Origin of the sequence: Planctomonas sp. JC2975 (assembly GCF_012985205.1) — a bacterium.
Lineage (GTDB): Bacteria > Actinomycetota > Actinomycetes > Actinomycetales > Microbacteriaceae > Humibacter.
On the sequence record NZ_JABEKS010000001.1, the window covers coordinates 1327545 to 1353380 of the forward strand.

24 protein-coding genes are annotated in these 25836 nt (G+C 66.9%); 10 read left to right on the forward strand and 14 right to left on the reverse strand.

Going from position 1 to position 25836, the window contains the following annotated elements:
- Window position 1 precedes the first annotated feature (1 nt).
- Window positions 2-952 (reverse strand): sugar ABC transporter permease, encoded by a 951-nt coding sequence (locus HII28_RS06125; RefSeq protein ID WP_346769210.1) that lies wholly within the window; start codon window positions 950-952, stop codon window positions 2-4.
- Between the two features lie 30 nt (window positions 953-982).
- The gene (locus HII28_RS06130) at window positions 983-2335 is read right to left on the reverse strand and encodes an extracellular solute-binding protein (protein ID WP_170024589.1); all 1353 of its coding nucleotides are present in this window, start codon (window positions 2333-2335) and stop codon (window positions 983-985) included.
- Window positions 2336-2859: 524 nt separating this feature from the next.
- Here HII28_RS06130 and HII28_RS06135 point away from each other — a divergent pair.
- The gene (locus tag HII28_RS06135) at window positions 2860-4401 is read left to right on the forward strand and encodes an alpha-N-arabinofuranosidase (RefSeq protein WP_170024590.1); all 1542 of its coding nucleotides are present in this window, start codon (window positions 2860-2862) and stop codon (window positions 4399-4401) included.
- Window positions 4402-4581: 180 nt separating this feature from the next.
- Here HII28_RS06135 and HII28_RS20455 read toward each other — a convergent pair whose 3' ends face one another.
- Window positions 4582-4887, reverse strand: a complete 306-nt coding sequence (locus tag HII28_RS20455; protein WP_205864933.1) for a hypothetical protein — start codon at window positions 4885-4887, stop codon at window positions 4582-4584.
- Window positions 4888-4934: 47 nt separating this feature from the next.
- Here HII28_RS20455 and HII28_RS20460 point away from each other — a divergent pair, with 47 nt between their 5' ends.
- Window positions 4935-5420, forward strand: a complete 486-nt coding sequence (locus HII28_RS20460; RefSeq protein WP_205864583.1) for an aminoglycoside phosphotransferase family protein — start codon at window positions 4935-4937, stop codon at window positions 5418-5420.
- A gap of 33 nt (window positions 5421-5453) precedes the next feature.
- On the opposite strand, the gene HII28_RS06145 is transcribed toward HII28_RS20460, so the two are convergent.
- From HII28_RS06145 to msuE, 4 genes are all read right to left on the reverse strand, one after another.
- Window positions 5454-6251 carry an amino acid ABC transporter ATP-binding protein gene (locus HII28_RS06145; protein WP_277348395.1) on the reverse strand — a complete coding sequence of 266 codons (798 nt, stop codon included), beginning with the start codon at window positions 6249-6251 and terminating at the stop codon, window positions 5454-5456.
- A complete protein-coding gene (locus HII28_RS06150) occupies window positions 6248-7192 on the reverse strand; it encodes an amino acid ABC transporter permease (protein WP_170025998.1) in 945 nt (314 codons plus the stop codon). Before HII28_RS06150 ends, HII28_RS06145 begins: the two co-directional genes overlap by 4 nt.
- A 139-nt stretch (window positions 7193-7331) precedes the next feature.
- Window positions 7332-8234: an ABC transporter substrate-binding protein gene (locus tag HII28_RS06155; RefSeq protein ID WP_170024591.1), complete on the reverse strand. Its 903-nt coding sequence runs from the start codon at window positions 8232-8234 to the stop codon at window positions 7332-7334.
- A 341-nt stretch (window positions 8235-8575) separates the two neighbouring features.
- Window positions 8576-9217 carry an FMN reductase gene (gene msuE, locus HII28_RS06160; RefSeq protein ID WP_170024592.1) on the reverse strand — a complete coding sequence of 214 codons (642 nt, stop codon included), beginning with the start codon at window positions 9215-9217 and terminating at the stop codon, window positions 8576-8578.
- A 378-nt stretch (window positions 9218-9595) separates the two neighbouring features.
- Here msuE and HII28_RS06165 point away from each other — a divergent pair, with 378 nt between their 5' ends.
- Window positions 9596-10795 (forward strand): metallophosphoesterase, encoded by a 1200-nt coding sequence (locus HII28_RS06165; protein ID WP_170024593.1) that lies wholly within the window; start codon window positions 9596-9598, stop codon window positions 10793-10795.
- A gap of 144 nt (window positions 10796-10939) precedes the next feature.
- Complete coding sequence (locus HII28_RS06170) at window positions 10940-11401, forward strand: phage tail protein (protein WP_170024594.1); 462 nt, start codon at window positions 10940-10942, stop codon at window positions 11399-11401.
- A 48-nt stretch (window positions 11402-11449) separates the two neighbouring features.
- On the opposite strand, the gene HII28_RS06175 is transcribed toward HII28_RS06170, so the two are convergent.
- The 4 genes from HII28_RS06175 to HII28_RS06190 form a co-directional block, all read right to left on the reverse strand.
- Window positions 11450-13120, reverse strand: coding sequence for an ABC transporter ATP-binding protein (locus tag HII28_RS06175; RefSeq protein ID WP_346769319.1), 1671 nt, complete (start codon window positions 13118-13120; stop codon window positions 11450-11452).
- Between the two features lie 65 nt (window positions 13121-13185).
- Window positions 13186-14268: an ABC transporter permease gene (locus tag HII28_RS06180; RefSeq protein ID WP_170024596.1), complete on the reverse strand. Its 1083-nt coding sequence runs from the start codon at window positions 14266-14268 to the stop codon at window positions 13186-13188.
- A gap of 1 nt (window position 14269) precedes the next feature.
- Complete coding sequence (locus HII28_RS06185) at window positions 14270-15367, reverse strand: ABC transporter permease (RefSeq protein WP_170024597.1); 1098 nt, start codon at window positions 15365-15367, stop codon at window positions 14270-14272.
- Window positions 15368-15508: 141 nt separating this feature from the next.
- Window positions 15509-17128 (reverse strand): ABC transporter substrate-binding protein, encoded by a 1620-nt coding sequence (locus HII28_RS06190; protein ID WP_170024598.1) that lies wholly within the window; start codon window positions 17126-17128, stop codon window positions 15509-15511.
- 252 nt (window positions 17129-17380) lie between these two features.
- Here HII28_RS06190 and HII28_RS06195 point away from each other — a divergent pair, with 252 nt between their 5' ends.
- The 3 genes from HII28_RS06195 (at window position 17381) to yidC (ending at window position 20586) form a co-directional block, all read left to right on the forward strand.
- Window positions 17381-19411 (forward strand): DUF5107 domain-containing protein, encoded by a 2031-nt coding sequence (locus HII28_RS06195; RefSeq protein ID WP_170024599.1) that lies wholly within the window; start codon window positions 17381-17383, stop codon window positions 19409-19411.
- 32 nt (window positions 19412-19443) lie between these two features.
- Complete coding sequence (locus HII28_RS06200; protein ID WP_170024600.1) at window positions 19444-19725, forward strand: hypothetical protein; 282 nt, start codon at window positions 19444-19446, stop codon at window positions 19723-19725.
- A 120-nt stretch (window positions 19726-19845) separates the two neighbouring features.
- Window positions 19846-20586 carry a membrane protein insertase YidC gene (gene yidC, locus HII28_RS06205; protein ID WP_170024601.1) on the forward strand — a complete coding sequence of 247 codons (741 nt, stop codon included), beginning with the start codon at window positions 19846-19848 and terminating at the stop codon, window positions 20584-20586.
- Here the strand turns inward: yidC and HII28_RS06210 are convergent.
- Both HII28_RS06210 and HII28_RS20110 read right to left on the reverse strand, forming a co-directional pair.
- Complete coding sequence (locus HII28_RS06210) at window positions 20576-21478, reverse strand: RNA polymerase subunit sigma-70 (protein WP_205864584.1); 903 nt, start codon at window positions 21476-21478, stop codon at window positions 20576-20578. The genes yidC and HII28_RS06210 overlap by 11 nt on opposite strands.
- Complete coding sequence (locus HII28_RS20110; RefSeq protein WP_170024603.1) at window positions 21475-22503, reverse strand: alpha/beta hydrolase; 1029 nt, start codon at window positions 22501-22503, stop codon at window positions 21475-21477. Before HII28_RS20110 ends, HII28_RS06210 begins: the two co-directional genes overlap by 4 nt.
- Before the next feature lie 145 nt (window positions 22504-22648).
- Here HII28_RS20110 and HII28_RS06220 point away from each other — a divergent pair, with 145 nt between their 5' ends.
- The 3 genes from HII28_RS06220 to HII28_RS06230 are packed head-to-tail and all read left to right on the forward strand — an operon-like array spanning window position 22649 to window position 24635.
- On the forward strand, window positions 22649-23014 hold the full coding sequence (locus HII28_RS06220) for a GntR family transcriptional regulator (protein ID WP_170024604.1): 366 nt from the start codon (window positions 22649-22651) through the stop codon (window positions 23012-23014).
- Window positions 23011-23928, forward strand: a complete 918-nt coding sequence (locus tag HII28_RS06225) for an ABC transporter ATP-binding protein (RefSeq protein ID WP_170024605.1) — start codon at window positions 23011-23013, stop codon at window positions 23926-23928. Before HII28_RS06220 ends, HII28_RS06225 begins: the two co-directional genes overlap by 4 nt.
- 17 nt (window positions 23929-23945) lie before the next feature.
- Entirely contained in the window at window positions 23946-24635 is a 690-nt protein-coding gene (locus tag HII28_RS06230; protein ID WP_346769211.1) for a hypothetical protein, read from the forward strand.
- Window positions 24636-24809: 174 nt separating this feature from the next.
- On the opposite strand, the gene HII28_RS06235 is transcribed toward HII28_RS06230, so the two are convergent.
- Window positions 24810-25793 (reverse strand): ribonucleotide-diphosphate reductase subunit beta, encoded by a 984-nt coding sequence (locus HII28_RS06235; RefSeq protein ID WP_170024607.1) that lies wholly within the window; start codon window positions 25791-25793, stop codon window positions 24810-24812.
- Window positions 25794-25836 lie beyond the last annotated feature (43 nt).

The window sequence follows — 25836 nt, forward strand, 5'->3', positions numbered from 1 at the left end:
GTCAGGCCTCCTTCTTGGCCGCAGAGCGATCGGTGAGCTGACGGATGATCGCGATCACGATGATCACGATGAACAGGAGCACGCTGGCGGCTGCCGCGGCGCCGAGGCGGTTGTCCGTGAATCCGGTGTTCGTGATGAGCTGCAGGGAGACCTGCGTCGAGATGCCGGGGCCGCCTCCCGTCATCAGGTAGACCTGGTCGAAGATCTTCAGGCTGGCGATGATCTGCAGCAGGATGACGAGGGTCGTCGTCCTGCTCAGCATCGGGATCGTGATGTAGCGGATCTGCGACCACGTCGACGCTCCGTCGACCGCCGCCGCCTCATACAGCTCCCGAGGGATGTCCTGGAGTCCGGCCAAGTAGAGCACGTAGTTGAAGCCGAGCGTCCACCAGACCGTGGCGATCGCCACGCCGATCATCGCGGTGTCCGGGCTGGAGAGCACGCCCGATCCGGGGTTGATGCCGAACCAAGTCTCCACCAGCGCCCAGAGCCCCGTGCCCGGCGTGAAGACGAACACCCAGATGAGGGAGATCGTCGCCGAGGGGAGGATGAACGGCAGGAAGAACGCGAGCCGGTAGAACCACTGACCCCGATTCATCCGGTTGGTCAGCACCGCGAAGATGAACGCGAGGATGACCAGCGGCGGGGTGGTGTAGAGCGTGAACTGCAGCGTGTGCCACAGCGAGTTCCAGAAGTCCGGCCTGGAGAGCATCTCCTCGTAGTTGGCGAGACCGGCGAACGATCCGAGGCCCGTTCGCACCATCGACGTGTTGAAGAAGCTCATCACGAGCATGTAGATGGTGGGCCCCAGGAGGAACGCCAGGTAGAAGATGCCGAACGGGGCGAGGAAGAGCCAGGCGCGGCGTCCGTCCTTGCGCTGCATCGGCGAATGGGTCAGGCCCGTACTGCTCGCGGCACGGGGCCGGGGTCGGGCGGCGGTTGCGGTGGTCACGACGTTGGTACCTCCGAGTGAGGAAGGGGATCAGAGGGGGCTGGGGGTATTGAGGTACACCCCGAGCTGGTCCTTCATGGCCTGCAGGGCCTGTTGAGGAGTCAGCGAGAGCTGCTGCACGAGTCCGAGCTGGGCACCGACGATGCCCTCGAACGTGGATCCGGAACCGCCGTACCACGCCGGGTCGTCGTAGACGGCGCTGGATGCGACGGAGGCGTAGTCCGACTGAGGGGTGAGCGCCTTGTACGCCGAGCTCTGCGCAACACGCTGGAACGCCGGGATGTGTCCGCCCTTCGCCCAGGTGAGGCTCTGATCGAGCATCGAACGGATGAACAGCATCGCCTGTTTGCGCTGCTCCGGTGTGCGGTCCTTGCGGGGCAGCACGAACGTGTGCGAGTCGGCCTGCGTCGCCGCCTTGTCCCAGAGCGTCGGCACCGGGACGATGCCGAACTTCAGACCCTTCACCGATTGCGCCGTGGTGATCTCCCACTCGCCCTCGAGGTAGAGCCCCGACTTGCCAGTGAACATGTACGACTCGGCGGTGGCGTAGTCGAGGGCCTGGTTGACCCAGCCCTTCTTCACCCACGACTGGAGCCGGCTCGTCACATCGTTGTAGACGTCCTCGTTCACCGTCAGCTTCGACCCGTTGTCGGAGAGGAACGGCGTGGCCGCCGAGTGCTGGTTGTAGAACGTCCAGAACACGCGCCACGGTGTCGCCGTCTCGCCCGCGACGTTCGCGATCGTCATCGCAGCACCCTTGGTGACCTTGCTGATCGCCGCGAGCGCCGACTCGAAGGAGTCCATGTCGTTGAGCTTCTTCATCACGCCGTCCGAGTCCAGCAGGCCGGCCTTCTTGATGACGTCCTGGTTGTAGAACATGACGAGCGGATGCGTGTCCAGGGGCACCGCGATGTTGTGGCCGTTCGTGCGCTGGGCATCCCATGGCCGCTTGCTGAAGTCGGCTGAGCTCAGTCCGACGGATGCCAGGTCGTCATCCGTGATCGGCTCGAGGAGTCCGCCGTCCCAGAGCGGCTTCGCCCTGGTGAGGTGCGAGACCGCGACGTCCGGCGGCTTGTTGCCGACCGTCGCCAGCGTCACCTTGGTGTAGTACGGATTGCCCCACGCGAACGTGGTGGACTGCAGGGAGTCCGCGCCGTACTTGTCCATGTAGCCGGATTCCATCGCCTGCATGCGAGTGCCGTCGCCGCCGCCGAACAGGTTCCAGTAGACGAGTGTCGAGGTGGGAAGCCGCGTGCCGAACAAGCCGGCGGCCACCGTCTGGCCGATGTTGCTCGAGCATCCGGCGAGGAGTGGAATCGTCGCGGCGCCCAGGCCGGCCGCGAGGAATCCGCGGCGGCTCAGGCCCGTGCTGCTTCGTGCCATGTCGATGACGACCTCCTTGTCGTGGTGCCGCCGTCGGCGGCTGTGGGGTGCGGCGTCAGCGGTCGTTCGTGACGCCGGTGTTGGTCGTCGCCCTGCCTGCAGCACGCGCCGCACGGATGCCTGGGTGGTGGCATCCGTGGTCCCGGCAGTCTTCGTCAGGCATGTGCGATCTCCACGTCGAGGGCGTACCGCCCGCGAGCGGCCGAGGCCGGCCGCTCATTCCAACGTGGTAAAGGTAACCATCCGCCGCGGGCGGGTCAAGGGGCAATCGCGAACTCATGACGAAGGTGCAAAGGCGCCTTCGCATAGCAGCGTCGCACGCTTCTCGGTCCGTGTTCTCGGCGAATCTCGGCTGTCTCAGCATCGCTCAACGGAGTGCCTTCGACCCCGTTTCCTGCTCTCACTCCCCTCGGTTCGCCCTCCGCTTTCACTCTGGCTCCAACGATGTAATACTGTCGAGGTCGGATCGAAGACAGCGTCCTCGCGCCGATCCGACAGGGGCAACGACACGACGAAGGAGACCCATGTCACGCGCCAGCATCACGATCGATCGCGACTTCACCGTCGGACCGGTGCCGAGACGGATCTTCGGCAACTTCGTCGAGCACATGGGCCGCTGCGTGTACACCGGTATCTACGAACCAGGGCATCCTGAGGCCGACGAGAACGGCTATCGCCGTGACGTGCTCGACCTCGTGAAGGAGCTCGGCGTCAGCGTCGTGCGCTACCCGGGCGGCAACTTCGTGTCCGGCTACAACTGGGAAGACGGAATCGGGCCCGTCGAGTCCCGACCGCGCCGTCTCGACGGCGCCTGGCACACCGTGGAGACCAACGCGTTCGGACTCCACGAGTTCGCCGGGTGGGCGAAGAAGGCGAACGTCGAGATCATGGAGGCCATCAACCTCGGCACCCGCGGAGTGGACGCCGCCCGCGAGCTCGTCGAGTACGCCAACCACCCGGGCGGCACCTACCTGAGCGACCTGCGCAAGAAGAACGGCTCGGCTGATCCGTTCGGCATCAAGCTCTGGTGCCTCGGCAACGAGATGGACGGCCCCTGGCAGATCGGCCACAAGACGGCAGAGGAGTATGGCCGCCTCGCCCAGGAAGCCGGCAAGGCGATGCGTCTGGTCGACCCCTCGATCGAGCTGGTCGCCAGCGGCAGCTCCAACCGCGGCATGCCGACGTTCGGCAGCTGGGAGCAGACAGTGCTCGGCCACACGTACGACGTCGTCGACTACGTGTCGTTGCACGCGTACTACGAGGAGAAGGACGGCGACGTCGCCAGCTTCCTCGCATCCGGCGTCGACATGGACCTGTTCATCGACGGTGTCATCTCCACCGCCGACGCGATCCGGGCCAGTGGCAAGCACTCCAAGTACCTGAACCTCTCGTTCGATGAGTGGAACGTCTGGTACCAGACCGCCCGCGAAGGCGACGACCTGCCCGAGGCCATCGAGGCCAGGGGCGAGTGGCACGTGCATCCGCGCATCATCGAGGACGAGTACAACGTGACGGATGCCGTCGTCGTCGGCACCCTGCTCAACTCGCTGCTGCGTCACGGCGACCGGGTCTCGATCGCCAACCAGGCCCAGCTCGTGAACGTGATCGCGCCGATCCGCAGCGAGGAGAACGGGTCGGCCTGGCGTCAGTCCATCTTCTGGCCGTTCGCGCGGATGTCGGAGCTCGCGCGAGGCGAGATCCTCCGTCTGGCCACGACCAGCGACCGCTTCGACACCGCCAAGTACGGCGACGCCGACCTGGTCGACGCCAGCGCCACCTGGGACGAGGAAAGGGGACGCGTCGCGCTGTTCCTCGCCAACCGCGGACTGGATGAGGCTGCGGATGTCGCAGTCGCCCTGCGCGGATTCGACACCGGCCGCGTCACCCGCGCCGAAGTGCTGCAGATTCCAGAAGGTACGGACCGCTTCACCACGAACGACGAGCAGCACCAGGACCGCGTCGGGCTCATCCCGCTGAACGACGTGACGGTCGAGGCCGGCGCACTGCACGTGACGCTGCCCGCTCTGTCCTGGGCCGTCGTCGAGATCGAGGTGACGAAGGCCTAGCGCCCTCCCGTTCGTCGAGACGTCGGAAGACGCGATCGCACTCTCGAGTGGATCGCGTCTTCTGGCGTCTCGGCCCTGAACTCCTCCGTCCCGTGCCGTCGGCCGTCCGCTTCTAGGCTGGAGCGCATGCTCATCGTGCCCGCGTCGTTCCGTGCCATGCCGCGGTGGTGGCGCGACGATTCAGGCCGGGCATGGCTCGACGCACTCCCCGGCCTGATCGCCGATCAATGCGCGCTCTGGTCCCTGCAGGTCGACGGCGCGCCCATGCACGGCAGCAACGCCATCGTCGTCCCTGTGCGTCGCGGTGACGAGCCCTTGGCGCTGCGGATGGCACCGCCGGGAGACGACATCCGCGAACTGATCACGGCGCTGCGCCTCTGGGACGGACGCGGCACCGTGCGACTGGTGGACGCCGATGCGACCAGGAACGCGATGCTGATAGAACGGCTCGACGGATCCCGCCCTCTCACGCTTCTGCCGGTCCACGACGCGGTCGAAGTGCTCGCCGAGCTCTCCCGCGCGCTGGCGTCCCTATGCCCGACGACATCCCGACGACGCGCGGGATCGCCGCGTCACTCGCGACGGAGCTCGAACGCGACTGGACGGAAGCGGGAGAGCCCACCCCTCGCTCGCAGCTCGCTGTCGGCCAGCACCTCGCGGCCGAGCTCGCGACAGCACCTTCGGGCGCCGCCGACGCGTTCGCCGTGAACGGAGACTTCCACTTCGATCAGGTGCTCGCGGCCGAGCGCGCGGCATGGCTCGTCGTGGATCCGGTGCTCCTTCGCGGTGATCGCGAGTACGACATCGGGCGGGTGCTGTGGAGCCGCCTCGACGAGCTCCCGGATGACGGAGACGTGCGCGACGCGTTCGAGCTGTTCGTGCGAGTCGCGGAAGTTCCGCGCGATCGCGCCCGATCCTGGGTGGTGCTGCGCTCGATGTCCTACCTGACGTGGGGCATCCCCCGGGGCCTCACCGAGGATCCGGTCCGCTGCCGCCGGCTTCTCGACCTCTTCGCCTGAGGCCGGCCGACGACAGCGTCCCGGGTTGACGCCTCACAGCACCTTGGACAGGAACGTCTTTGTGCGCTCGTGCTGCGGATCCGTCAGCACCTGCTTCGGATCGCCCGACTCGACGATGACGCCGCCGTCCATGAAGACGAGGGAGTCGCCGACCTCGCGGGCGAATCCCATCTCGTGCGTCACCACGACCATGGTCATGCCGCTCTGCGCGAGTCCGCGCATGACGTCGAGGACATCGCCGACCAGCTCCGGGTCGAGCGCGCTGGTCGGTTCATCGAACAGCATGAGCTTCGGATCCATGGCGAGCGCCCTGGCGATCGCGACGCGCTGCTGCTGACCCCCTGACAGCTGGGACGGGTAGTGGCCGATGTGGCCGGCGAGCCCCACCCGGGTGAGGAGTTCCTTGCCGCGGGCCACGGCATCCGCTTTCGACATGCCGTTCACGCGGATCGGTGCCTCGATCACGTTCTCGAGCGCCGTCATGTGCGGGAACAGGTTGAAGTGCTGGAACACCATGCCGATGTCGCGGCGCTGCCTGGCGGCGTCGGCCGGCTTCAGCTCGAAGAGCTTGTCGCCCTTCTGCTGATAGCCGACGAGCTTGCCGTCGACATAAAGGCGGCCCGCGTCGATGTTCTCCAGGTGGTTGATGCAGCGCAGGAACGTGGACTTGCCGGATCCGCTCGGCCCGATGACGCACATCACCTCGCCGCGCTGCACCTGCAGCGAGATCGACTTCAGCACCTCGTTGCTGCCGAAGCTCTTCGACACCCCGACCGCGTTCACCATCGGAACGGACGCCTGTGCCGTGGCATTCTGACCGGTCTCGCTCATCGGAATCCTCCCGCGCCGCCTGTTGTCACAGCCGGGTCGACATCGACGCCCACTCCCACGACCGGGCGATCGCGACCTACGCCGCGGGAGAACCGCTTCTCGAGGAAGTACTGCCCGATCATCAGGATCGACGTGAAGAACAGGTACCAGAGCGATGCCACGATCAGCAACGGGATGGGCGTGAACGTCTCCGCGGAGATGTCGCGCGCCCGGCCGAACAGATCGAGCGTGAACGGCACCGCGGCCACCAGGGTCGTAGTCTTCAGCATCGAGATGACCTCGTTGCCCGTCGGCGGGATGATCACCCGCATCGACTGCGGGATGACGATGCGCCGCATGGTCTGCCACCACGACATGCCGAGGGCCTTCGCCGCCTCCTCCTGACCCGGGTCGACCGAGAGCAGGCCGGCGCGCACGATCTCCGCCATGTACGCGGCCTCGTTGAGAGAGAGTCCCACGACGGAGATGAAGAACAGCGGGGGCACCCACGTGATGGGGATGGTCGTCCACGTGTGCACGAACGGGATGCCGATCACGATCGAGTTGTAGATAAGCGTGATGAGACCCCAGAACACGAGCTGCACGTACACCGGGGTGCCGCGGAAGATCCAGAGGTACAGCCAGGCGACGGACTTCAGCACCGGATTCGGCGACAACCGCATGACCGCGAGGACGAGCCCGAGGATGATGCCGATGACCATGGAGTACACGGTCAGCTCGAGGGTGATGAGGGCGGCCTGGCTGATGCGGATGTCGAAGAGGTACTTTCCGACGTCGGCCCAGCCGAAGGCCTTGCGCTGAGCCGCGTCCAGCACGAACAGCACGAGGAGCACGATGAGCACGATGGCGATGACGATGCGCCACGGATGCCGCAGCTTCACCGCCTTGATCGCTTCGGCTCGCTCCGTCGGCGTGCTGCTCGTGGTCGGCACGCCTGTCATCACGGTCGAAGGAGACGCTGCAGACGCGGATGCGGGGGTGGACGCCGCAGCGTCCACCCCCTTCCGTGCTTCCTCGCCCTGCGATGCGGCGTCGTCCGAGGCCGGACGACCCGATTCCGGGGAGTCGGTCATGACGTGGTTACTGCTTCGAGGCGGCGTTGACCGCGGCAGCGGTGACCGCTCCGTCGTCGACGCCCCACTTCTTCAGGATCTTCCCGTAGCTGCCGTCGTCGATGAGCGACTGCAGGGCGTTCTTGATCACGTCGGTCAGCTTGGAGCCCTTGTCGACCGCGATGCCGTATGGGGCCACGTCGAACGTCTCGCCGGCCTTCTGGATCTTGTCGCCCTGCTTCGCCACCGCGTAGTCGGTGATGGGCGAGTCGGCGCTCATGGCGTCGACCTGGCCGAGCACCAGCGCGTTCGTGGCCTGGTCCTGGCCGTCGTACTTCAGCACCTGGATCGCGGGCTTGCCGGCGTCGGTGCACGCCTTCGACTTCGCGGGCACCTCGTCGGTGTCCTCGTACGTGCCCGCCTCGACCGCGACCTTGAGCCCGCACGCGTTGTCCGGGTCGACGGTCTTGCCCTTCTGGGACGCCCAGAGCACGCCGGCGTTGTAGTAGTTGACGAAGTCGACCTGCTTCTCGCGCTCGGTCGTGTCGGTGAACGACGAGACGCCGATGTTGTAGCGTGCGCCAGTGATGCTCGGGATGATGTTGTCGAACTTCGCGATCGTGTAGTTCATCTTGACACCGAGCTTCGCGCCGATCGCGTTCGCCAGGTCGATGTCCCAGCCGATCGGGTTGCCGTTCGAGTCCTTGTACTCGTTCGGGGCGTACGTGGCGTCGACGCCCACGGTGATCTGTCCGGCCTTCTCGATGTCGGACGGAAGGGTCTTCGCGAGCGCGTCGTCCTTCTTCACGCCGTACGGGTTGGATGCGCCGGTCGTCGAGCCGGAACCGGATCCGCCCGAGTTGTCGACGCATCCGGTGAGCAGGAGTGCCGCCGCGACGGCGACCACCGGGAGCGCATATCGAATTCGCATGTGGGTATACCTTTCCTCGTCTTTGAGGCGCGACGTGCTGCTGTGTCCACGTCGACGGGATCGCCATAGGAGACGACTGACTGAGACGAAAGTCTACGTACTCCTGGAGCCTCGACTGTGACGATCCGGTCTCGAGCGCCTCTGACGCAAGGTTACGTTGCGTTCATTTCGTGAAGATTTCCCCGATACGCCGCTCGGGATCGTCGTCAGAGTCGCGGTCGCACGTCGTGGCTTGGAGCCGACACCGGCCAGAACATCCAGGCGCTCGACAATCTCGTGGTGAGCGTGTCGTACGGCGACACGATGTCCATCGGCGCGGTCGCCACCACCGCGGTGCCGGCTCAGCTGAACAGCCTCACCGGCTTCTGCGGATGCTGCGGCGCGACGGTCGCTTCCACCTGCTCCCCCTGGTCGAGCGTCTGCCTGATGCGCGCCTTCTCCCGCACGCTGGAGGTGATCAGCGGAAGACCGCGTCCGATGGACGTCTTGATCCGCTCGACCAGCAGCGGCGAGTCGATGGCGTATCCGTCGAAGTCGGACTCGTGCGCGTAGACGCCGACCGGGAGCGTCAGCGCCTGGAAGAAGCCGAACAGCGGACGCAGCTGATGCTCGACGATGAGCGAGTGGCGCTCACTGCCGCCGGTCGCCGCGAGCAGCACGGGGGTGTCGACGAGCGCGTACTGGTCGACGAAGTCGAAGAAGTGCTTGAAGAGTCCGGTGAACGAGGCGCGATAGACCGGGGTGGCCACGACCAGCAGGTCGGCGGTCTCGACTCTGCGGAGCTCGTCCTCGACGGAGCGCGGCAGGTCTGCGCGGTTGAGCACACCGGCGAACTGCGGGCCGACATCCGTGATGCGGATGACGTGCGTCTCGACGTCGAGCACCTGACCGAGCCGGCGCAGGATCTCGTCGATCAGCACGCCGGTCTTCGACGGATCGTGCAGGCTGCCGGAGACGGCGACGACGCGGAGCTTCTCGGTCATGACGGTCTGTCCTCTCGCTGAGGGAGACGGCCGCCGACGCGACCGCCGCACCGCCGACAACGACGACTGCCTGCAGCGGATGCTGTCCCGACGCTAGGCGGGGCCTCCCGCGCCCGCACTCGGCGCTGTCACGAGACGACTCCGACCGTGACGCTTCGTCATCCGTGGTCATCGGACGACGTTTGTGCGGCGCCTCAGCCTCGGACAACTCGATCCCTCAATGGCCTGAGAGTTCGAACAGATGGGATCGGCGCGCCGGCCCGTTCACCCGCAGGTCGACTCCGGTTCACGCGGATGTCGCGGGCGGGCGGAAGCGTCGGGCGCTGATCCTTTCCCTTTCCATTCCCGATTCTTGAACGACCGATAAGGAGAAGTGCCATGGGCATCCGCATCCGGAAGCTCCCGCTCGTCGCCGCCGGCGTCGTCGCCGCGCTCGTGTTCGGCGTCGGCGGCGCCGCCATCGCCCAGAGCGTCGACAACGGCTGGCCGTACGACACGACGAAGTCGAATGCCAGCGCCGACGGTCGCAGTTACACGCTCGCGGCGGTCGGCGACATCGCCTGCGAGCCCGACGATGACGACAACGCCGCCAACCCCAGCGAACTGAAGTGCGGCAGCCCGTCGCTCGGCGGATACGACGCCGAGTTCGCGACGGCGAAGCAGGCGGACGACATGCATCCGAACGCCGTGGCCCTGCTCGGCGACGAGCAGTACCAGGTCGGCAAGCTGAGCGACTTCGAGGGCTCCTTCGAGACGGCATGGGGCGGCCTCAAGTTCCTGGAGCGCCCGGCCCCCGGCAACCACGAGTACTACTCGTACACGAAGAAGGGCGACGACGAGGCCGCGCAGAACGGCAACGGCTACTTCGCCTACTTCAACGGTCACAACCAGGCAGGGACGCCCAACACTGCGGGCCAGGCCGGCGACGACACGGAGACGAACCAGGGCTGGTACTCCTACAACCTGGGCAACTGGCACATCATCTCGTTGAACGTCGAATGCAATTCCGCGGCGTTCGCCAACGACTGCTCGACGACGGATGACGGCCTCCTCGCCCAGGAGACGAAGTGGCTCGCGCAAGACCTCAAGAGCAACACGCGTCAGTGCACTGTTGCGTACTGGCACCAGCCGACGTTCAGCTCCACGACGGAGGCCACCCCGACGGTCGCCGCATCGGCTCCGGGCGCCGGCGGCCAGGAGGGTGCCGTCTCCGACGCGTGGTGGAACCTGCTGTACCAGAACCACGCCACGTTCGTGCTCAACGGCCACGAGCACGCCTACGCTCGCCTCAAGCCGATGAACCCGGCGGGCGAGTACGACCCCAAGCACGGCATCCCCGAGTTCATCATCGGCACGGGCGGCGAAGCGCTCGACACGACGGCCGTGGCCAGCAACGGCGCCTACGCCAACTCGAACGTCGTCACGGCATACGACCAGGGCTTCGGCGTGATGGACTTCACCCTCAAGCCGAACGGTTACTCGTATTCGTACAAGCCGGTGCTCGCAGGGCCGGGTGCCACGGCATCCGCTCTGGACTACAGCGACTCGGGATCGGGATCCTGCCGCGGCAACTCCTGAGTCTGGCCGGCGAACCGGTGGGGCGGGCTTCGAGTCGACCCGTCCACCGGTTCGCCGTCTTGCGCTTCAGGCGTCCCCGGCGGCATGCGGCCGTCGCCGGGTCGGCTGCTACCGTGGATCGGTCGGATCGTCGCAGGGGGAAGCATGTCGCAGATCGTCGATTTCGAGAACGTGTCGACGGCAGGACTGGAGTCCTCGCCGGTCGCCGAGGCCCTCGCGGGACTGCGCGCGAATGAGGCGCGCTACTTCAAGAACAAGTACGACCACGTCTTCACGGTCGACAAGGCCGCCGACGCGGCGGCAGCCGTGGAGTGGGTCAGTCGCATCCTCGACGACGAGCGCGGTATCGTCATCGCCTCCCCCGCGCTGGAGGCGACCGCGTTCGAGGTCGACGGAATCCGGATGGCGTACGTGTTCTACGAATCCGGCCTGTCCATCAACGTGATGTACACGATCGCCGACGCTGGCAAGCGTGCCGTCGGTTTCAAGCTCTCCGAGGGCATGCAGATTCCGGACGAGCTGTCGTCCTTCAAGTTCGCGCGGCAGAAGTCGCGGTTGGCAGGCACCATCCGCGGCTCGTTCTTCGTCATCAAGGGCGAGCACTGAGGCGCGGGCGAGCCGGTCGCTGACGCGAACCGGCTCGCCGACTCGGCTCTAGGCTCCCGTGACCAGCTCCTGCAGCGCGGCCCGGCGCTTCGCCTGCTCCACCGGATCCGGTACGGGCAGGGATGCCAGCAGCCGGCGCGTATAGGGATCCTGCGGCGCTCCGAGCACCTGCTCGCCGTTGCCCTCCTCGACCAGCCGGCCGTGGTGCATGACGGCGATCCGGTCGGCGACGATGTCGACGACCGCGAGGTCGTGGCTGATGAACAGGCAGGCGAAGCCGAACTCCCTCTGGAGGTCGGCGAACACCTCGAGCACGCGCTGCTGCACGGAGACGTCGAGTGCGCTCGTCGGCTCGTCGGCGATGAGCAGGGGCGGCTTGAGCGCGATGGCCCTGGCCAGGCTCGCGCGCTGACGCTGGCCGCCGGAGAGCTCGTGCGGATACCTGTCGCCGTACGAGCGAGGCAGCTGCACGGCCTCGAGGAGCTCGTCAACGCGTTCTCTGACGTCGGCGGCGTTGCCGGCCTTGCCGTGCACGATGAACGGCTCTGCCACGCACTGCGCGATGGTCAGCAGCGGATTGAAGCTCGACGCGGGGTCCTGGAACACGAATCCGATCCGGTCCCGAACGGGACGGAACGTGCTCTCGCGCACGCCGTTCATCTCGTGTCCGAGCACGGACAGCGATCCGCCGGTCACCCTGGTGAGGCCGGCGATGGCGCGCCCGATGGTGGTCTTGCCGGATCCGGACTCCCCGACGAGCCCCAGCACCTCGCCGGGACGGATGGCGAAGTCGACGCCGTCAACGGCGATGAATCCGCGCTGCCCGATGCGCCCGGGGTACTGGATCTGCAGTCCGGATGCCTTGACCACCGGCTCGGCGTCCGTCCAGCCGTCGGGACGCGCCTCAGCGCGCTCCCTGGCGGTGACCGTTCCCTCGCCGATGCGCGGGACCGCGGCGAGCAGCCGCTTCGTGTAGTCCTCGCGCGGTGCGGCGAACAACGTGGAGACATCCGCCTCCTCCACGAGCTTGCCGTTGTACATCACGGCGACCCGGTCGGCGAGATCGGCGACGACGCCCATGTTGTGCGTGATGAGCACGATGGCAGAGCCGAATTCGACCCGGCACCTGCGCAGCAGATCGAGGATCTCGGCCTGCACCGTGACGTCGAGGGCGGTTGTCGGCTCGTCCGCCACGATCAGGCGAGGCCCGAGCACGAGCGCCATCGCGATGACGACGCGCTGCTTCTGCCCGCCGGAGAACTGGTGCGGGTAGTAGTCGACTCGCTCCTCGGGATCGGGGATGCCCACCTTGCGGAGGATGTCGATCGCTTGTGCGCGCGCGTCCTTCTTAGAGATCTTGCCGTGGGCACGCAGCCCCTCCGCGATCTGCCAGCCCACCTTGTAGACCGGATTGAGCGCGGTCGACGGCTCCTGGAAAACCATCGACACGGCGGGGCCGCGCACGGCTTTCAGCTGCTTGTTCGTCATGGTGACGACGTCCACCTCGCCGGCCGCCGTGTTCAGCAGCACGGCGCCGGACGACGTGGCGGTCTCCGGCAGAAGCCCCAGGATCGTGCGCGCCGTCACCGTCTTGCCGCTGCCCGACTCGCCGACGATGGCGAGCACCTCGCCCGGCGACACGTGCAGGCTCACGCCGTCGACGGCCTTCACCGCGCCGGCGTCGGTGGAGAACGACACGGTTAGGTCGTCGATGCGCACGGCGTTCCGTACCTCGTCGGCCGCGGCACCGGATGCCCGTGACGGCCTCTGCGCGTTGGTCGCGTTCACTCGCGCACCTCGATTCCCTGCTCCTCGATGCCTGCTCCCGGTTCGAGCCCTTCCAGGCCTCCCGGCGCCATGTTCGGGCCACCGGGAACGACGCTGATGTCCGCCGTCGCACCTGATGCCGCGGCGACGGCCCGCCTGCCGCGCAACCGCGGGTCTGCGAGGTCGTTGAGGCTCTCGCCGACGAGCGTGATGCCGAGCACGACCAACACGATCGCCAGTCCCGGATACAGCGCCGTCCACCAGATGCCGCTCGTTACATCGGCGATGGCCTTGTTGAGGTCGTAGCCCCACTCGCTGGCGGACGTCGGCTCGATGCCGAATCCGAGGAATCCGAGGCCGGCCAGCGTGAGGATGGCCTCTGACGCGTTCAACGTGAAGATGAGCGGCAGCGTCCGCGTCGAGTTGCGGAACACGTGCTTGAACATGATGCGGCCGGCCGACGCGCCGATCACCTTCGCCGACTCGACGTACGCCTCGGACTTGATGCGCACCACTTCGGAGCGGATGACGCGGAAGTACTGAGGGATATAGACGACCGTGATGGAGATGGCCGCGGCGAAGATGCCGGCCCACAGACCGGACTGGCCGCCGGAGATCACGATCGACATCACGATGGCGAGCAGCAGGGTCGGGAACGCGTAGATGGCGTCGCAGATGACGACCAGAACGCGATCGACCCAGCCGCCCAGGTATCCGGAGACCAGGCCGAGCAGCACGCCGGCGAAGATCGACAGCACGACGGCGATGATGATCACGAGGGCTGCGGTCTGGGCACCCCAAAGCACACGCGAGAACACGTCGTAACCGCCGACGGTGGTGCCCCAGATGTGTGCGGGGCTCGGCGGCTGCTGGGATCCGAAGTCCTTGCCGTCTGCACCGTGCAGCTGCGCGAATCCGTAGGGGGCGAGGACCGGAGCGAAGATCGCCACCAGGATGAACACGGCAGTGATGACGAGGCCGGTGACGAGCATCCCTCGCTGCACGCCGACCGATTGCCGCAGCTGATGCACGACGGGCAGGCGCGACCAGAGACTGCGCTTGGGGGCGCGCACGGTGGGCACGGTGGCTGTGGTCGCCATGTCAGTACCTCACTCTCGGGTCGATGAGCGCTGCAAGCACATCCACCAGGAAGTTCGTGATGGCGACGATGACGGCGAGCAGGGCGACGATGCCCTGCACCGCCACGTAGTCGCGAGCCTGCAGGTATTGCGCGAGCTGGAATCCGAGGCCCTTCCATTCGAAGGTGGTCTCGGTGAGCACCGCGCCGCCGAGCAGCAGAGCGATCTGCAGGCCCATCACGGTGATGATCGGAATGAGCGCCGGCCGGTAAGCGTGCTTGCGCACGAGCCGGAACTCGCTGACGCCGCGCGAACGTCCGGATGCGACGTAGTCCGTCGACAACGTGCTGATCACGTTGGTGCGCACCAGTCGCAGGAACACGCCCGCGGTGAGGAATCCGAGGGCGATGCCGGGCAGCACCGCGTGCGCGAGCACGTCGCCGACGATGGCCGGATCTCCCGTCTGGAACGCGTCGATCAGGTAGATGCCGGTCGGATGGTCGAGCGACTGCAGCGTGAGCTCGTTGGCCGTGGTGGCGCGCCCAGAGACGGGCAGCCATCCGAGCCACACGGAGAAGACCAGCTTGAGCAGCAGGCCGGCGAAGAAGACCGGCGTCGCGTAGCAGAGGATGGCGAAGATGCGCAGGGCGGCATCCCAGCCCTTGTCGCGCAAGTAGGCGGCGAGCATGCCCAGTGGGATGCCGATGATGAATGCGACGATCAGCGCGTAGAACGCGAGCTCGAGCGTCGCCGCCCCGTATGTGACCAGCACAGTCGTGACGGGCTGGTGGTCGCTGAAGGTCGTGCCGAAGTTCCCGGTGAAGATCTGCCCGAGGTACTCCAGGTACTGAACGATCAGCGGCCGGTCGTAACCGGCTTCGTGGATGCGCTTGGCCAGCTCGTCAGGCGGAAGCCGGCCGCCCTGCGCGGCGGTGATCGGGTCTCCGGTCGAGCGCATCAGGAAGAAGACGACGGTCACCAGGATGAACACCGTCGGGATGATGAGCAGGAAGCGGATGATGATGTACCGCAGCAGGCCGCCACCACGGCGGCCCGTTCGAGCGGAGGTTTGCGGTGCGGCCGATAGAACCGGATCCGGCTCGTCGAGGAGGGCTGTCATAGGCTTCTTCGGTTTGAAGCCCGTCGCGAAGACGGGCCCACCGATCCGGACCGCGACGACGTCGCTGGCCAGGATCGGCGAGGATGGAACATTTCGAGAGCGGGCGCCGTCGCGTGACGGCCGCCCGCTCTCGAACCTTACTTACTTCTTGTAGATCGACGCGATACGCAGCTTGAACGACGCGTCGAGCGTGAGGCCCTGGACGTTCGAGCCGACGACCGCCACCTGCGAGCCCTGGAGCATCGGCAGCGTGGAGAGGTCCTGCGCCACCTTGTCCTGGATCTGCTCGATCAGCTTCGTGCGCTCCGCCTTGTCCGTCGTGCCCACCTGCTGCGTGATCAGCTTCTGCACGTCGGGGTTGTCGTAGTGGTTCGACAGGAAGTTGTCCTTCGAGAAGAACGGCGTGAGGTAGTTGTCGGCGTCCGAGTAGTCCGGGAACCAGCCGAGCTGGTAGGCCGGGTAGACGTCGGCGACGCGGTCCTTCGTGTACTGCACGTACTCGGTGGACTGCAGGTTGACCTTGAACAGGCCGCCGGTCTCGAGCTGGTCCTTGATCAGCGCGTACTCGTCGGCGGACGACGGGCCGTAGTGCTCCGGGGTGTACTGCAGGCTGAGCGCGATCGGCGTCGTGACGCCGGCATCCTGCAGCGTCTTCTTCGCCTTGTCGAGCGAGATGCCGCCGCTGCCGTCGCCGTAGAGCGACTTGAGCGACTCGGTGGCACCGGTCAGGCCCTGCGGAACATAGGAGTACAGCGGCGTGTAGGTGTCCTTGTACACCTGGCTCGCGATCGCCTTGCGGTCGATGAGGTCGGCAGCTGCCTGGCGGACGGCGAGCGCCTTGGCCGGATCGGCCTCCGAGGTCTTGGCACCGTACGGCATCGAGTTGAAGTTGAACACGATGTAGCGGATCTCACCGCCGGGGCCGTCGACGATCTTGACCTTCTTGTCGGAGCGCAGGCTCGCGATGTCGGTCGCGGACAGCTGCCGGTACGCGACGTCGATGCCGCCCTGCTGGATGTCCAGCTTCATGTTCGGCGCGCTCGTGTAGTACTTCATGTTGACCGTGTCGGTCTTCGGCTTGCCGAGCAGGCCGTCGTAGCCGTCGAACGCCTTGAACTGGATCAGGTTGTTCACCTTGAACGACTTGATGTAGTACTGACCGGCGAAAGCGTCACCCTTGACGATGTCCGTGTCGGGCGTCACCTTGGTGGCCGAGAAGACCTGCTCGTCGACGATCGGTCCGGCCGGGCTCGAGAGCACCTGCGGGAAGGTCTGGTCGTTCGCGACCTTCAGGTGGAAGACCGCGGTCAGCTTGTCCGGCGTCGACACGCTGTCGAGATTGCCGAGCAGCGAGGCGGGACCGTTCGGGTCGTTGATCTTCAGCTGACGGTCGAACGTGAACTTCACGTCGGATGAGGTCAGGTCGTGGCCGTTTGCGAACTTCAGTCCGCTCTTGAGCTTGACCGTGTACTCCGTCGGCGAGGTGAACGACGCGGACTGCGCGATGTCCGGCTTCACGTCCGGGCTGCCGTACGGCGTGTTCATCAGGAACGGGTACACCTGGTTCATCACGGCGAACGATCCGTTGTCGTACGAACCGGCCGGGTCGAGGCTGGTCGTCTTGTCGGTGGTGCCGATCGTGATGGAGCCGCCCGAACTCGAGCCACCGGAGCCGGAGCATCCTGTGAGTGCGAGGGCGGATACGGCGAGCGCCGAGACGCCCAGCAAGACGCGGGCGCGGCGGGTAGATGCCGATTTCATTCGGTGGGGCCTCTCTGCTGACCGTTGAAAGTGGATCATCCTGCGAGCATGCACAGGTCACGGCACATGCTCAGGGGTTCTTATGTCCTAACACACGGCGAATCGTCATCGGCGACACAGCCCGGTATCGCCCACCGGATCGTTACTCGATGGAAACGCATACGAGACGATTCGTGCATTCGGATGCGCGTTCGCGCAAGATCCGTGCGCGGCCTTCGGCTTGCGCGCGCGGGTCTGACACGATGGGCGACCATGAGCACAACTGCCCGGGTCGCCGTGGACGAGATCACGATGCCTTCTGGCGATCTCGGGCCGACCGATCCGCTCCCTCCCATCGCCGGAAGCGGCGACCTGCACAAAGATGCCGGCGGCGAAGGTCTCGACGACGAGATGCGGTTCGGCCTCGGCTACGGCAAGGTCGACACGGTGCTGCCGTACCTGATGCAGGACGGTTACTCGCGCGACCTGGAGGAGCGGCGGCATCCGATCGCCGTGCTGGAAGACGAGCGGATGCGTGCCGAGTTCCTGATCGGACTCGGCGGCAGGCTGTGGTCGCTCGTCGACAAGCGAACCGGCCGCGAGCTGCTCCACAAGAACCCGGTGTTCCGTCCGGCGAATCTGGCGCTGCGCAACGCGTGGTTCGCCGGCGGCGTGGAATGGAACCTCGGGACGACCGGACACTGGCCGCTCACCTGCTCCCCGCTGCACACCGCGCGCGTTCGGCGTCCGGACGGCACAGAGGTGCTGCGCATGTACGAGTACGAGCGGATGCGCGGCCTCGTCGTGCGCATCGATGCGTCGCTCGCCCCCGACGCACCGCTTCTCGTCGTGACGGTGACGATCCGCAATCCGCGGGATGCCGAGGTTCCGGTCTACTGGTGGTCCAATATCGCGGTGCCCGAGCGGGACGACGTTCGTGTCGTGGCTCCTGCGGAGTCCGCGTACCGATTCGGCTACGAGGGCACCCTGTCGGTCGTGCCGTTCCCCGATGCTGCAGGCGACGGCGTCGACCGCAGCCACACCACGCGCTCACGCGATGCCGCCGACTACTTCTTCGAGCTGAACCGCACCACATTGCCGTGGATCGCTGCGCTCGACGGCGAGGGTGCCGGCTTGTTCCACGCGTCGACGCCTCGCCTGCGCGGACGCAAGCTGTTCCTCTGGGGATCCGGTGCCGGCAGCGCGCACTGGCAGCGCTGGCTCACCGATGGCGAGCATCCATACCTGGAGATCCAGGCGGGGCTCGCGCGTACCCAGCTCGAGCATCTGCCCATGCCGGCGAACTCGTCGTGGCGCTGGACGGAGGTCTACGGGCTCGCCGAAGCCGAAGCGGATGCCGTGCACGGCTCCTGGAGCGACGCGGTGGCAGCAGCGGCGAAGGCCGTGGAGCGGGTGGGTGCGCCTCAAGTGCTCGCTCGGGAAGAGGCGCGCGACGATCGGGACGACGAGGTCGTTGACGTGCTGCAGCGGGCATCCGGATGGGGTGCACTCGAAGACGCCCGTCGCGCGAGCACCGGCGAGCCGGCGCTGTCCACCGCGGACACGCCGTTCATGGCAGGCGACCTCGGACCCGAGCAAGGGTGGTGGCTCACCGCGCTGAACGGAGCTTCGCCGGACGACGCATCCGCGTCGGCCGATGCAGCCATCGATCCGACAGCGGCGCCGCTGTCGTACCAGTCCGACCAGGCATGGGCCGTCGCAGTGGACTCTACCGACGGATGGCTCGCGTTGCTCCACGCCGGAGTGTTGGCCATCGCCCGCGGAGACTGGGCAGCGGCGACCGACGCCTGGCGTGCATCCGCCGCCGACACGGACAACGGCTGGGCCTGGCGCAACCTCGCGGTCGCCGCGATGCGCGATGGCGCTCCCGCGGCCGCCGCGGATGCCTACGCGCACGCCCGCAGCCTGCTTCCGCACCTGCTCCCCATCAGCATCGAGGCCGTTGGCCAGCTTCTGGACAGCGATCGCGCGACCGACGCACTGACACTCATCGGGTCGCTGGACGCTGTGCACCGCACGGACGGTCGGATCCGCTATGCGGAGGCGCGGGCGTCCCTCGCCGTCGGCGATGTCGAACGGTGCGGACGCGTGCTCGACGATGGCATCGAGATCGCCGACCTCAAGGAGGGCGAGGCCTCGCTCGACGGCCTCTGGCTGGACTACCAGGTGGCCCGCCTCGCGGCGCTCGATGGTGTTCCGGCCGACGAGACGTTGCGCGCAAGAGCCGCTCGCGAGTTCCCGCCGCCCGCGCGCTACGACTTCCGCATGCACGTGGAGGACTGACCACCGCCCGTCGATCGGGATACGATCGGCGCATGCTCCGTCGCCTCATTCCCGTGCTGCTGACCGCGCTCGTCGCAGTCGCCGGGTTCGAGGTGACGCCGGGCGGCGCCGCGAGCCTGCTGCTGGCCGCAGCGCTCGCGGCAGCCGTGGCGACCGCAGCGGCGCGGATGCTCGCGCGCACCGCCGCGCGGACCCGTCCCGTCCGCATCGCCTCGGCCCGCGAGGCATGGCTCGACGCCACGGTGGCGCTCTCCCCCACGCATACGGATGCCCGCGCCATGATGCGTCCGCGGCCTCCGTCGATCGCATCCTGACGACGCCGCACGCCTGAGCCTTCGTCTCACGTCGGCGTCTCTGGCCGCGCGGCACTCGCGCGGAACGCGCCGATGCGCGTACTCGCCACCTTCTCCTTAGGAGACGTCAGGACTCACTTCATGGACCCGTTTTCCTTCCCGCCGTTCGCGGCGGTGCTGGGCGGAGCATCCGCTCTCATCACCTCGATGGCCGACACGATCGCCGGCGCCGTGCCGACCGGCGTCGCTGTGCTCATCGCCATCGCGATAGCCACGCTCGCCGTGCGCGCGGCGCTCATTCCGGTCGGCCTGTCGTCGGCGCGCGCGCAAGTCGCTCGCGCTCGGCTCGCACCGCGCATCCGCGAGCTGCAGAAGCGGCACGCGAAGGAAGCCCCCCGCCTCGCCAGCGCGACGCAGGAGCTCTACAGGGCAGAGGGCGTCTCGCCGTTCGCCGGCATGCTGCCTTCGCTGTTCCAAGTTCCGATCGTCTCCGTCGTGTACGGCGTGTTCACGCGGGTCACCATCGCGGGCCAGACCAACGCACTGCTCGCCCACACGGTTCTCGGAACACCGCTCGGGGCATCCTTCGCCGGGCTGGCGGCGGCAGGAGCAGTCGGCCAGCTGGTGCTCCCTCTGTCACTGCTCGTGGTGATCGCAGCGATCGCGCTTCTCTCTCGGTGCCTCGCCATCCGGAGCGCACGACTCATGGATCCCACGGCGCCCGATCCGACGCGCCTCGCGCGTGTCCTCAGCTGGCTGCCGCTGCTCGCTGTCGTCTTCGCCGCTCTGGTGCCTGTTGCGGCATCCGTGTACCTGGCGGTGTCGATGGCCTGGACCGGCGTCGAGCGGACGCTCGCCACGCGCCGCTGGCTCACGGTCTGAATGCCGCGCCCTCGAAGACGGAGACGCGCGCGATCCCGTCGACGCGCGCGTCGAGGACGGCCACGCCGTATCGACCGCCCTTCCACGTGACCAGGGCGGCCGGCTGTCCGTTCGCCACGGTCGGCTGCATCGCCCACTCGCCCGCCGTGCCGACAGCGGCCTCGAAAACGGATGCACAGGCATCCCGTCCACGGAAGCAGTCGCCGGACGGCATCAGCTCGAGGGAAGCGTCCGCTCTCAGCACGGCGAGGAGCGGGGCGACCTCGCCGCTCTGGAACGCCGTGATATAGGCGTCGAGGAGGCGCCGGGCGACGGGATCGAGGGGCTCGACCACGTCGTCCGGCGTGCGGCGTCCGTCGCCGAGTCGCGACCTCGCGCGCTGCAGAGAGCTCTTCACAGCGGCGACTGTGGTGTCCAGCATGAGCGCGACGTCGGCAGCGGAGAAGTCGAGCACCTCTCGCAACAGGAACACGGCTCGCTGGCGCGGACCGAGCAGCTGAAGCGCGGCGATGAACGCGAGCCGGAGGTCGTCGCCGTCGCCCGGCGCGGGCTGAACCCAACGTTCGGGTGCGTCGACGTCGGTCGGCAGATCGACGTCCGGTCGCAGTTCGAGAGGCAGCACGCGACGCGATCGGGAACGCAGTGCGTCGAGGCAGACGTTGATCGCGATGCGGTGCAGCCAGGTGCGCACCGACGAGCGGTGGTCGAAGCCGTCCCAGGCGCGCCAGGCCTTGAGCTGCGTCTCCTGGACCGCGTCCTCTGCATCGTCCCATGAGCCGAGCATGCGGTAGGCGTGCGCGACGAGCTCGTTCCTGAGGGACGCGACCGTGTCGTCGAACGTGGCGATCTGGTCGGTGCGCGTCTGCGCGAGGTCGCCTCGATCCGGTGTCACACGTTCAGTATCGACCGCAACCATGTCGCTCCCTCCGCGATCGCGTCGTCCGCGACCCGGGTTCGTCCCGCCGTCATCTGGAAGGTGTGCAGCTGATCCTCGTAGGCGTCCAGTCGCGTCTGCACGCCGGCGGAGTGCAGACGCTCGGCCAGCATCCTGCTGTCATCGAGCAGCGACTCCTCGGCGCCGACCTGAAGGTAGACCGGCGGGAAGCCACGGAGATCGGTGAACAGGGGTGCGGCCGCCGGGTCCCGTGGATCCGTGCCCGCCAGATAGCCATCAGCCAGAGCGCGCACCACCTCGCGGGTGAAGAACGGATCGGATCCGGTGTCGTACGACCCGCCCATCGCCTCGAAGTCCGTCGATGCGGACGCGAGGAGGAGTCCCGCCGGCATCGGCAGGCCATCGTCGCGGACCCGGGCGGCGAGGCCGATGGCGAGGGTCGCCCCGACGGAGTCTCCGACGATGGCGATCCGACGCTCGCCGGCCGGCTGCGCCTGGTCGCGGGAGCGCCGAGCGGCGGATGCGAGCAGTTCGCGATACGCCTCGAAGACCGTGTCCGGCTGCGAAGGGAACGTGTGGTCGGGGACAAGACCGTACTCGACCGCGAAGACCGGGATGCCGCTCGCCGCCGCCAGGTGACCGAACATGCGTTGGTGGGTGGTCGCCGATCCGCCGACGAAGCCCCCGCCGTGGATCGCGAGGATGACGGCATCCGAATCCGAACCGGATGCTGACGCGGACGCACCACTGGAGCTCTGGTCGGAAGTCCCGGGCCGGCTCGCGTTCGGCGTGAGCCAGAGCCCGGAAGGATGCGCCATCCGCTCGACGGTCACGCCCTCCGGCTGTGCGCCGAGTTCCTCCCACGTTGTCGGCTCACCGCGGGCGACGGCCTCCCAGTGCGCACGGTTGAGGCGTTCCGCGCCGAGATCCCGAGCAGCGGATCGCGCTGTCACGTCGGCCGAAGTGGCCGACGGTGCGGCCGTCGTCGTCGATGCTGCAGATGTGGTTGCTGTCGTCTTCACACAAGGACAGACGACGAACCGGGCCGCGAGGAATCGCGACGGCCGAACTCCGCCGAAGTTCGCAGCACTCGTCCACTGGCCGAGACGGATCGAAAAAGTTCCGGGCCACTGGTCCATTAGTCGACTAATGGACTAACATGATGACGTGTTCTCCGGAGATGCGCCGATCTTCCAGCAGCTCGCCGACAAGATCGCCGACGACATCGTGGCCGGCGTGTACCCGGAGGAGACAGCCGTTCCGTCGGCCACAGACTTCGCCACGTTCCATCAGATGAATCCTGCGACCGCCAGCAAAGGCGTCAACCTGCTCGTCGACCTCGGCGCGCTCTACAAGAAGCGGGGAATCGGCATGTTCGTGGCACCCGGCGCACTGGACCTGTTGCGCAAACTACGACGCGACGAGTTCCGGACGCGATACATGCGCCCGTTGCTCGACGAGGCGCGAATGCTGGGAATCGAACCACACGAGCTCCACTCGATGCTCGACGACGAAGAAGGGGGCCGGTCGTGACGAACGCGATCGATCTGCAGTCCGTCTCCCGCGCCTACGGCGGCGCGAAGGCTCTCGACGACGTGAGCCTCGCCGTTCCGGAGGGAAGCATCCTGGGCCTGCTCGGCCGCAACGGGGCCGGCAAGACCACGCTCATGTCGCTCGTCGCCGGACAGGACCGGCCGTCGTCCGGCACGGTGACCATCGACGGTCACCGGCCGTTCGAGAACGAGAGCGCGCTGCGGAAGACCATCTTCGTGCGCGACAACCAGCGCTACCCCGATCGCTACCGTCTCCACCACGTGCTGCGCATCGCACCGGCGTTCGCGCCGAACTGGAGCGCGGAGGTCGCCGCCGAGATCGTGGACGGCCTGCGAATCCCGGAGAAGACGCCCATCAAGAAGTTCTCCAGAGGCCAGCTCTCCGCGGTGGCGATCGTGCTGGGCATAGCGTCGCGCTCGCCGATCACCCTGCTCGACGAGCCGTACCTCGGCCTCGATGTCACGGCGCGATGGTTCTTCCACGACATCCTGCTGCGCGACTACACGGAGCACCCGCGCACGATCATCCTGTCCACGCACCTCATCGACGAGTCGGAGGCGCTGTTCGACAGGGTCGTGATCCTCGACCGCGGACGCGTCTGCGTCGACGCGGAGAGCGACGCCGTGTCGGAACTCGCGTTCGTCCTCAGCGGGCCATCGGATGCCGTCGACCGGCTCTCCGCCCCGCTCGACGTCCTCAGCGGTCACGCCGTGCCAGGTCTGAAGTCCGTGACCGTGCGCGGCTCCGCCGACGTAGACCTCCTCAGCGATGCCAGGGCGGCTGGCGTACAGGTCTCGCGCACGTCGCTGCAGGAGCTCGTCGCGGCATTCGGTGCGGATGCCCAGGCACCCGCCGTTGAAACCACTCCCTCGCAGAAGGGCACACGCCGATGAATACGGTCGTTTCAGCCGTGAAGCTTCATCTCAACCAGCGTCGGGGCACGTTCCTGACCCCGCTGCTCATCACCGGTATCGTCGCCGTCGTCTCGGTGCTGATCTCGCTCATCTTCTGGCGTGCTGGCAGCCAGCCCGGTTCGCCCGCCTGGGTCCTCTCCAGCCAGAGCAATCCGGGCATCGTGTACGCCCTCGGCGGGTTCCTCGTCTACTTCGGGGTGGCGTCGGTGGCGATGACCTATCCCTTCGCGCTCACCCTCGGATGCACCAGACGCGGTTTCGTCCTTGGAACCCTGGTCTGGGAGGCCGTCGTCTCCGCGTACGTCGCCGTAGTCTTCCTGGTCTTGAACGGCCTGGAGCAGGCCACCGACCACTGGTTCGTCGGCTTCTACGTCTTCGACATCTATGTGCTCGGAGCGGGGGATCCGTGGCGGCTTCTGGCCACCGTCTTCCTCGGAGTGCTGGGGTTCCTCGCCGTCGGAGGCGTGTTCGCCGCCTCGTGGGTGCGCTTCGGAAGTCGCGGTCCGCAGCTGCTCGCCATCGGATTGCTCGTCGCCATCGGCATCACGCTGATCCTCATCGTGCCCGATCTCGGCACGATCTTCGCGGGATTCCAGCTCTGGTGGCTCGCGGTCGCCGCAGGCGTCGTCATCCTGCTCGCTTTCGCCGGCACGTGGCTGTTCCTGCGCACGGCCGTCGTGCGATAGAGGACCCTTCCGACGGCAGTCCGGGCAACACGCCGCGGATGCCGGACGCCTCGCCGGAACGCGGCACGGACTGCCGCAGAAGCGCACGTGTTCAAGGACGCATAAGGAAGTGGTGCCCGGTACGGAGGCTATTCGGACCTCCGTACCGGGCACCGCTGCTCAGACGAGCCGGTGTCAGCTGCTCGCCTTCGCGTTGGACTCGTACGAGGTGTTGATCGACTCGAAGAAGTTGACCAGCTCGAGCGTGTCGTTGGCGGCAGCCATCCATTTGGCCGGGTTCGTCACGTTGTACTCCGCACCGAAGCCGAGCTCCTCGAGACGACGGTCGGCGAGGTACTTGACGTACTGGTTGATGTAGTTGGCGTTGAGGCCGAGGATGCCGCCGGGAAGCAGGTCGTTGTTGTACTGCTCCTCCATCTCCACGGCATCCAGGATCATCTGCTTGATCTCCGCCGCGAACTCCGGCGTCTGCAGGTCGGGGTTCTCCTCGAGCACCGTGAGGATGAGGTTCATGCCGAACTTCAGGTGCAACGATTCGTCGCGCACGATCCAGTCGATGAGGGATCCGAAGTTGCGCAGCAGGTTCCGCTGCCGGAACGAGAGCGCCACCATGAAGCCCGAGTAGAACCAGATGCCCTCGAGGATGATGTTGTACGCCACGAGGTTGCGGATGAAGTCCTGCTTGCCTTCTGTCGCGGTGATGTCGAGCTTCTGCTCCAGCATGCGCCGGATGAACTTGACCTCGAACTCCTCTTTACGCGCCATCGAGGGGATCTCGACGTGGGCGCCGTAGGCTTCCTCCCTGTCGATCGGGAACGTCTCGAGGACGTACTCGAACGACATCGAGTGGTTGGCCTCCTCCCACATCTGCTTGGCGAGGTAGAGGTGCGCCTCGGCAGCATTGAGATAGGGGTAGACGCCGAATGCGAGCGCCTTGTTCACGAGCAGCTCGTTCGGGTTGAAGTAGCTGACCAGGAACGTCACGGCGTGACGCTCCTCGTCGGTCATCTTCTTGAAGTCGGCGATGTCCTCGCCGAGCTGCACCTCGTTCGGGAACCACGTGTTCGCCACGGCCTGGTCGTACAGGTCCATCGCCCATTGGTACTTCACCGGCTTCAGCAGCAGGCCCTCTTCGATGCCGGTACCCAGAATGCCCATGTCGCCTCTCTTCGCTCTTCGTCTCGTTTGTCGCTCGGATGTC

Bases quoted from the DNA above. Each gene is read 5' to 3' on its own strand.
- HII28_RS06130 (WP_170024589.1), bottom strand. From the start codon at position 2,335: ATGGCACGAAGCAGCACGGGCCTGAGCCGCCGCGGATTCCTCGCGGCC.
- HII28_RS06135 (WP_170024590.1), top strand. From the start codon at position 2,860: ATGTCACGCGCCAGCATCACGATCGATCGCGACTTCACCGTCGGACCG.
- HII28_RS20460 (WP_205864583.1), top strand. From the start codon at position 4,935: ATGCCCGACGACATCCCGACGACGCGCGGGATCGCCGCGTCACTCGCG.
- HII28_RS06145 (WP_277348395.1), bottom strand. From the start codon at position 6,251: ATGAGCGAGACCGGTCAGAATGCCACGGCACAGGCGTCCGTTCCGATG.
- HII28_RS06150 (WP_170025998.1), bottom strand. From the start codon at position 7,192: ATGACAGGCGTGCCGACCACGAGCAGCACGCCGACGGAGCGAGCCGAA.
- HII28_RS06155 (WP_170024591.1), bottom strand. From the start codon at position 8,234: ATGCGAATTCGATATGCGCTCCCGGTGGTCGCCGTCGCGGCGGCACTC.
- msuE (WP_170024592.1), bottom strand. From the start codon at position 9,217: ATGACCGAGAAGCTCCGCGTCGTCGCCGTCTCCGGCAGCCTGCACGAT.
- HII28_RS06165 (WP_170024593.1), top strand. From the start codon at position 9,596: ATGGGCATCCGCATCCGGAAGCTCCCGCTCGTCGCCGCCGGCGTCGTC.
- HII28_RS06170 (WP_170024594.1), top strand. From the start codon at position 10,940: ATGTCGCAGATCGTCGATTTCGAGAACGTGTCGACGGCAGGACTGGAG.
- HII28_RS06180 (WP_170024596.1), bottom strand. From the start codon at position 14,268: ATGGCGACCACAGCCACCGTGCCCACCGTGCGCGCCCCCAAGCGCAGT.
- HII28_RS06185 (WP_170024597.1), bottom strand. From the start codon at position 15,367: ATGACAGCCCTCCTCGACGAGCCGGATCCGGTTCTATCGGCCGCACCG.
- HII28_RS06190 (WP_170024598.1), bottom strand. From the start codon at position 17,128: ATGAAATCGGCATCTACCCGCCGCGCCCGCGTCTTGCTGGGCGTCTCG.
- HII28_RS06195 (WP_170024599.1), top strand. From the start codon at position 17,381: ATGAGCACAACTGCCCGGGTCGCCGTGGACGAGATCACGATGCCTTCT.
- HII28_RS06200 (WP_170024600.1), top strand. From the start codon at position 19,444: ATGCTCCGTCGCCTCATTCCCGTGCTGCTGACCGCGCTCGTCGCAGTC.
- yidC (WP_170024601.1), top strand. From the start codon at position 19,846: ATGGACCCGTTTTCCTTCCCGCCGTTCGCGGCGGTGCTGGGCGGAGCA.
- HII28_RS06235 (WP_170024607.1), bottom strand. From the start codon at position 25,793: ATGGGCATTCTGGGTACCGGCATCGAAGAGGGCCTGCTGCTGAAGCCG.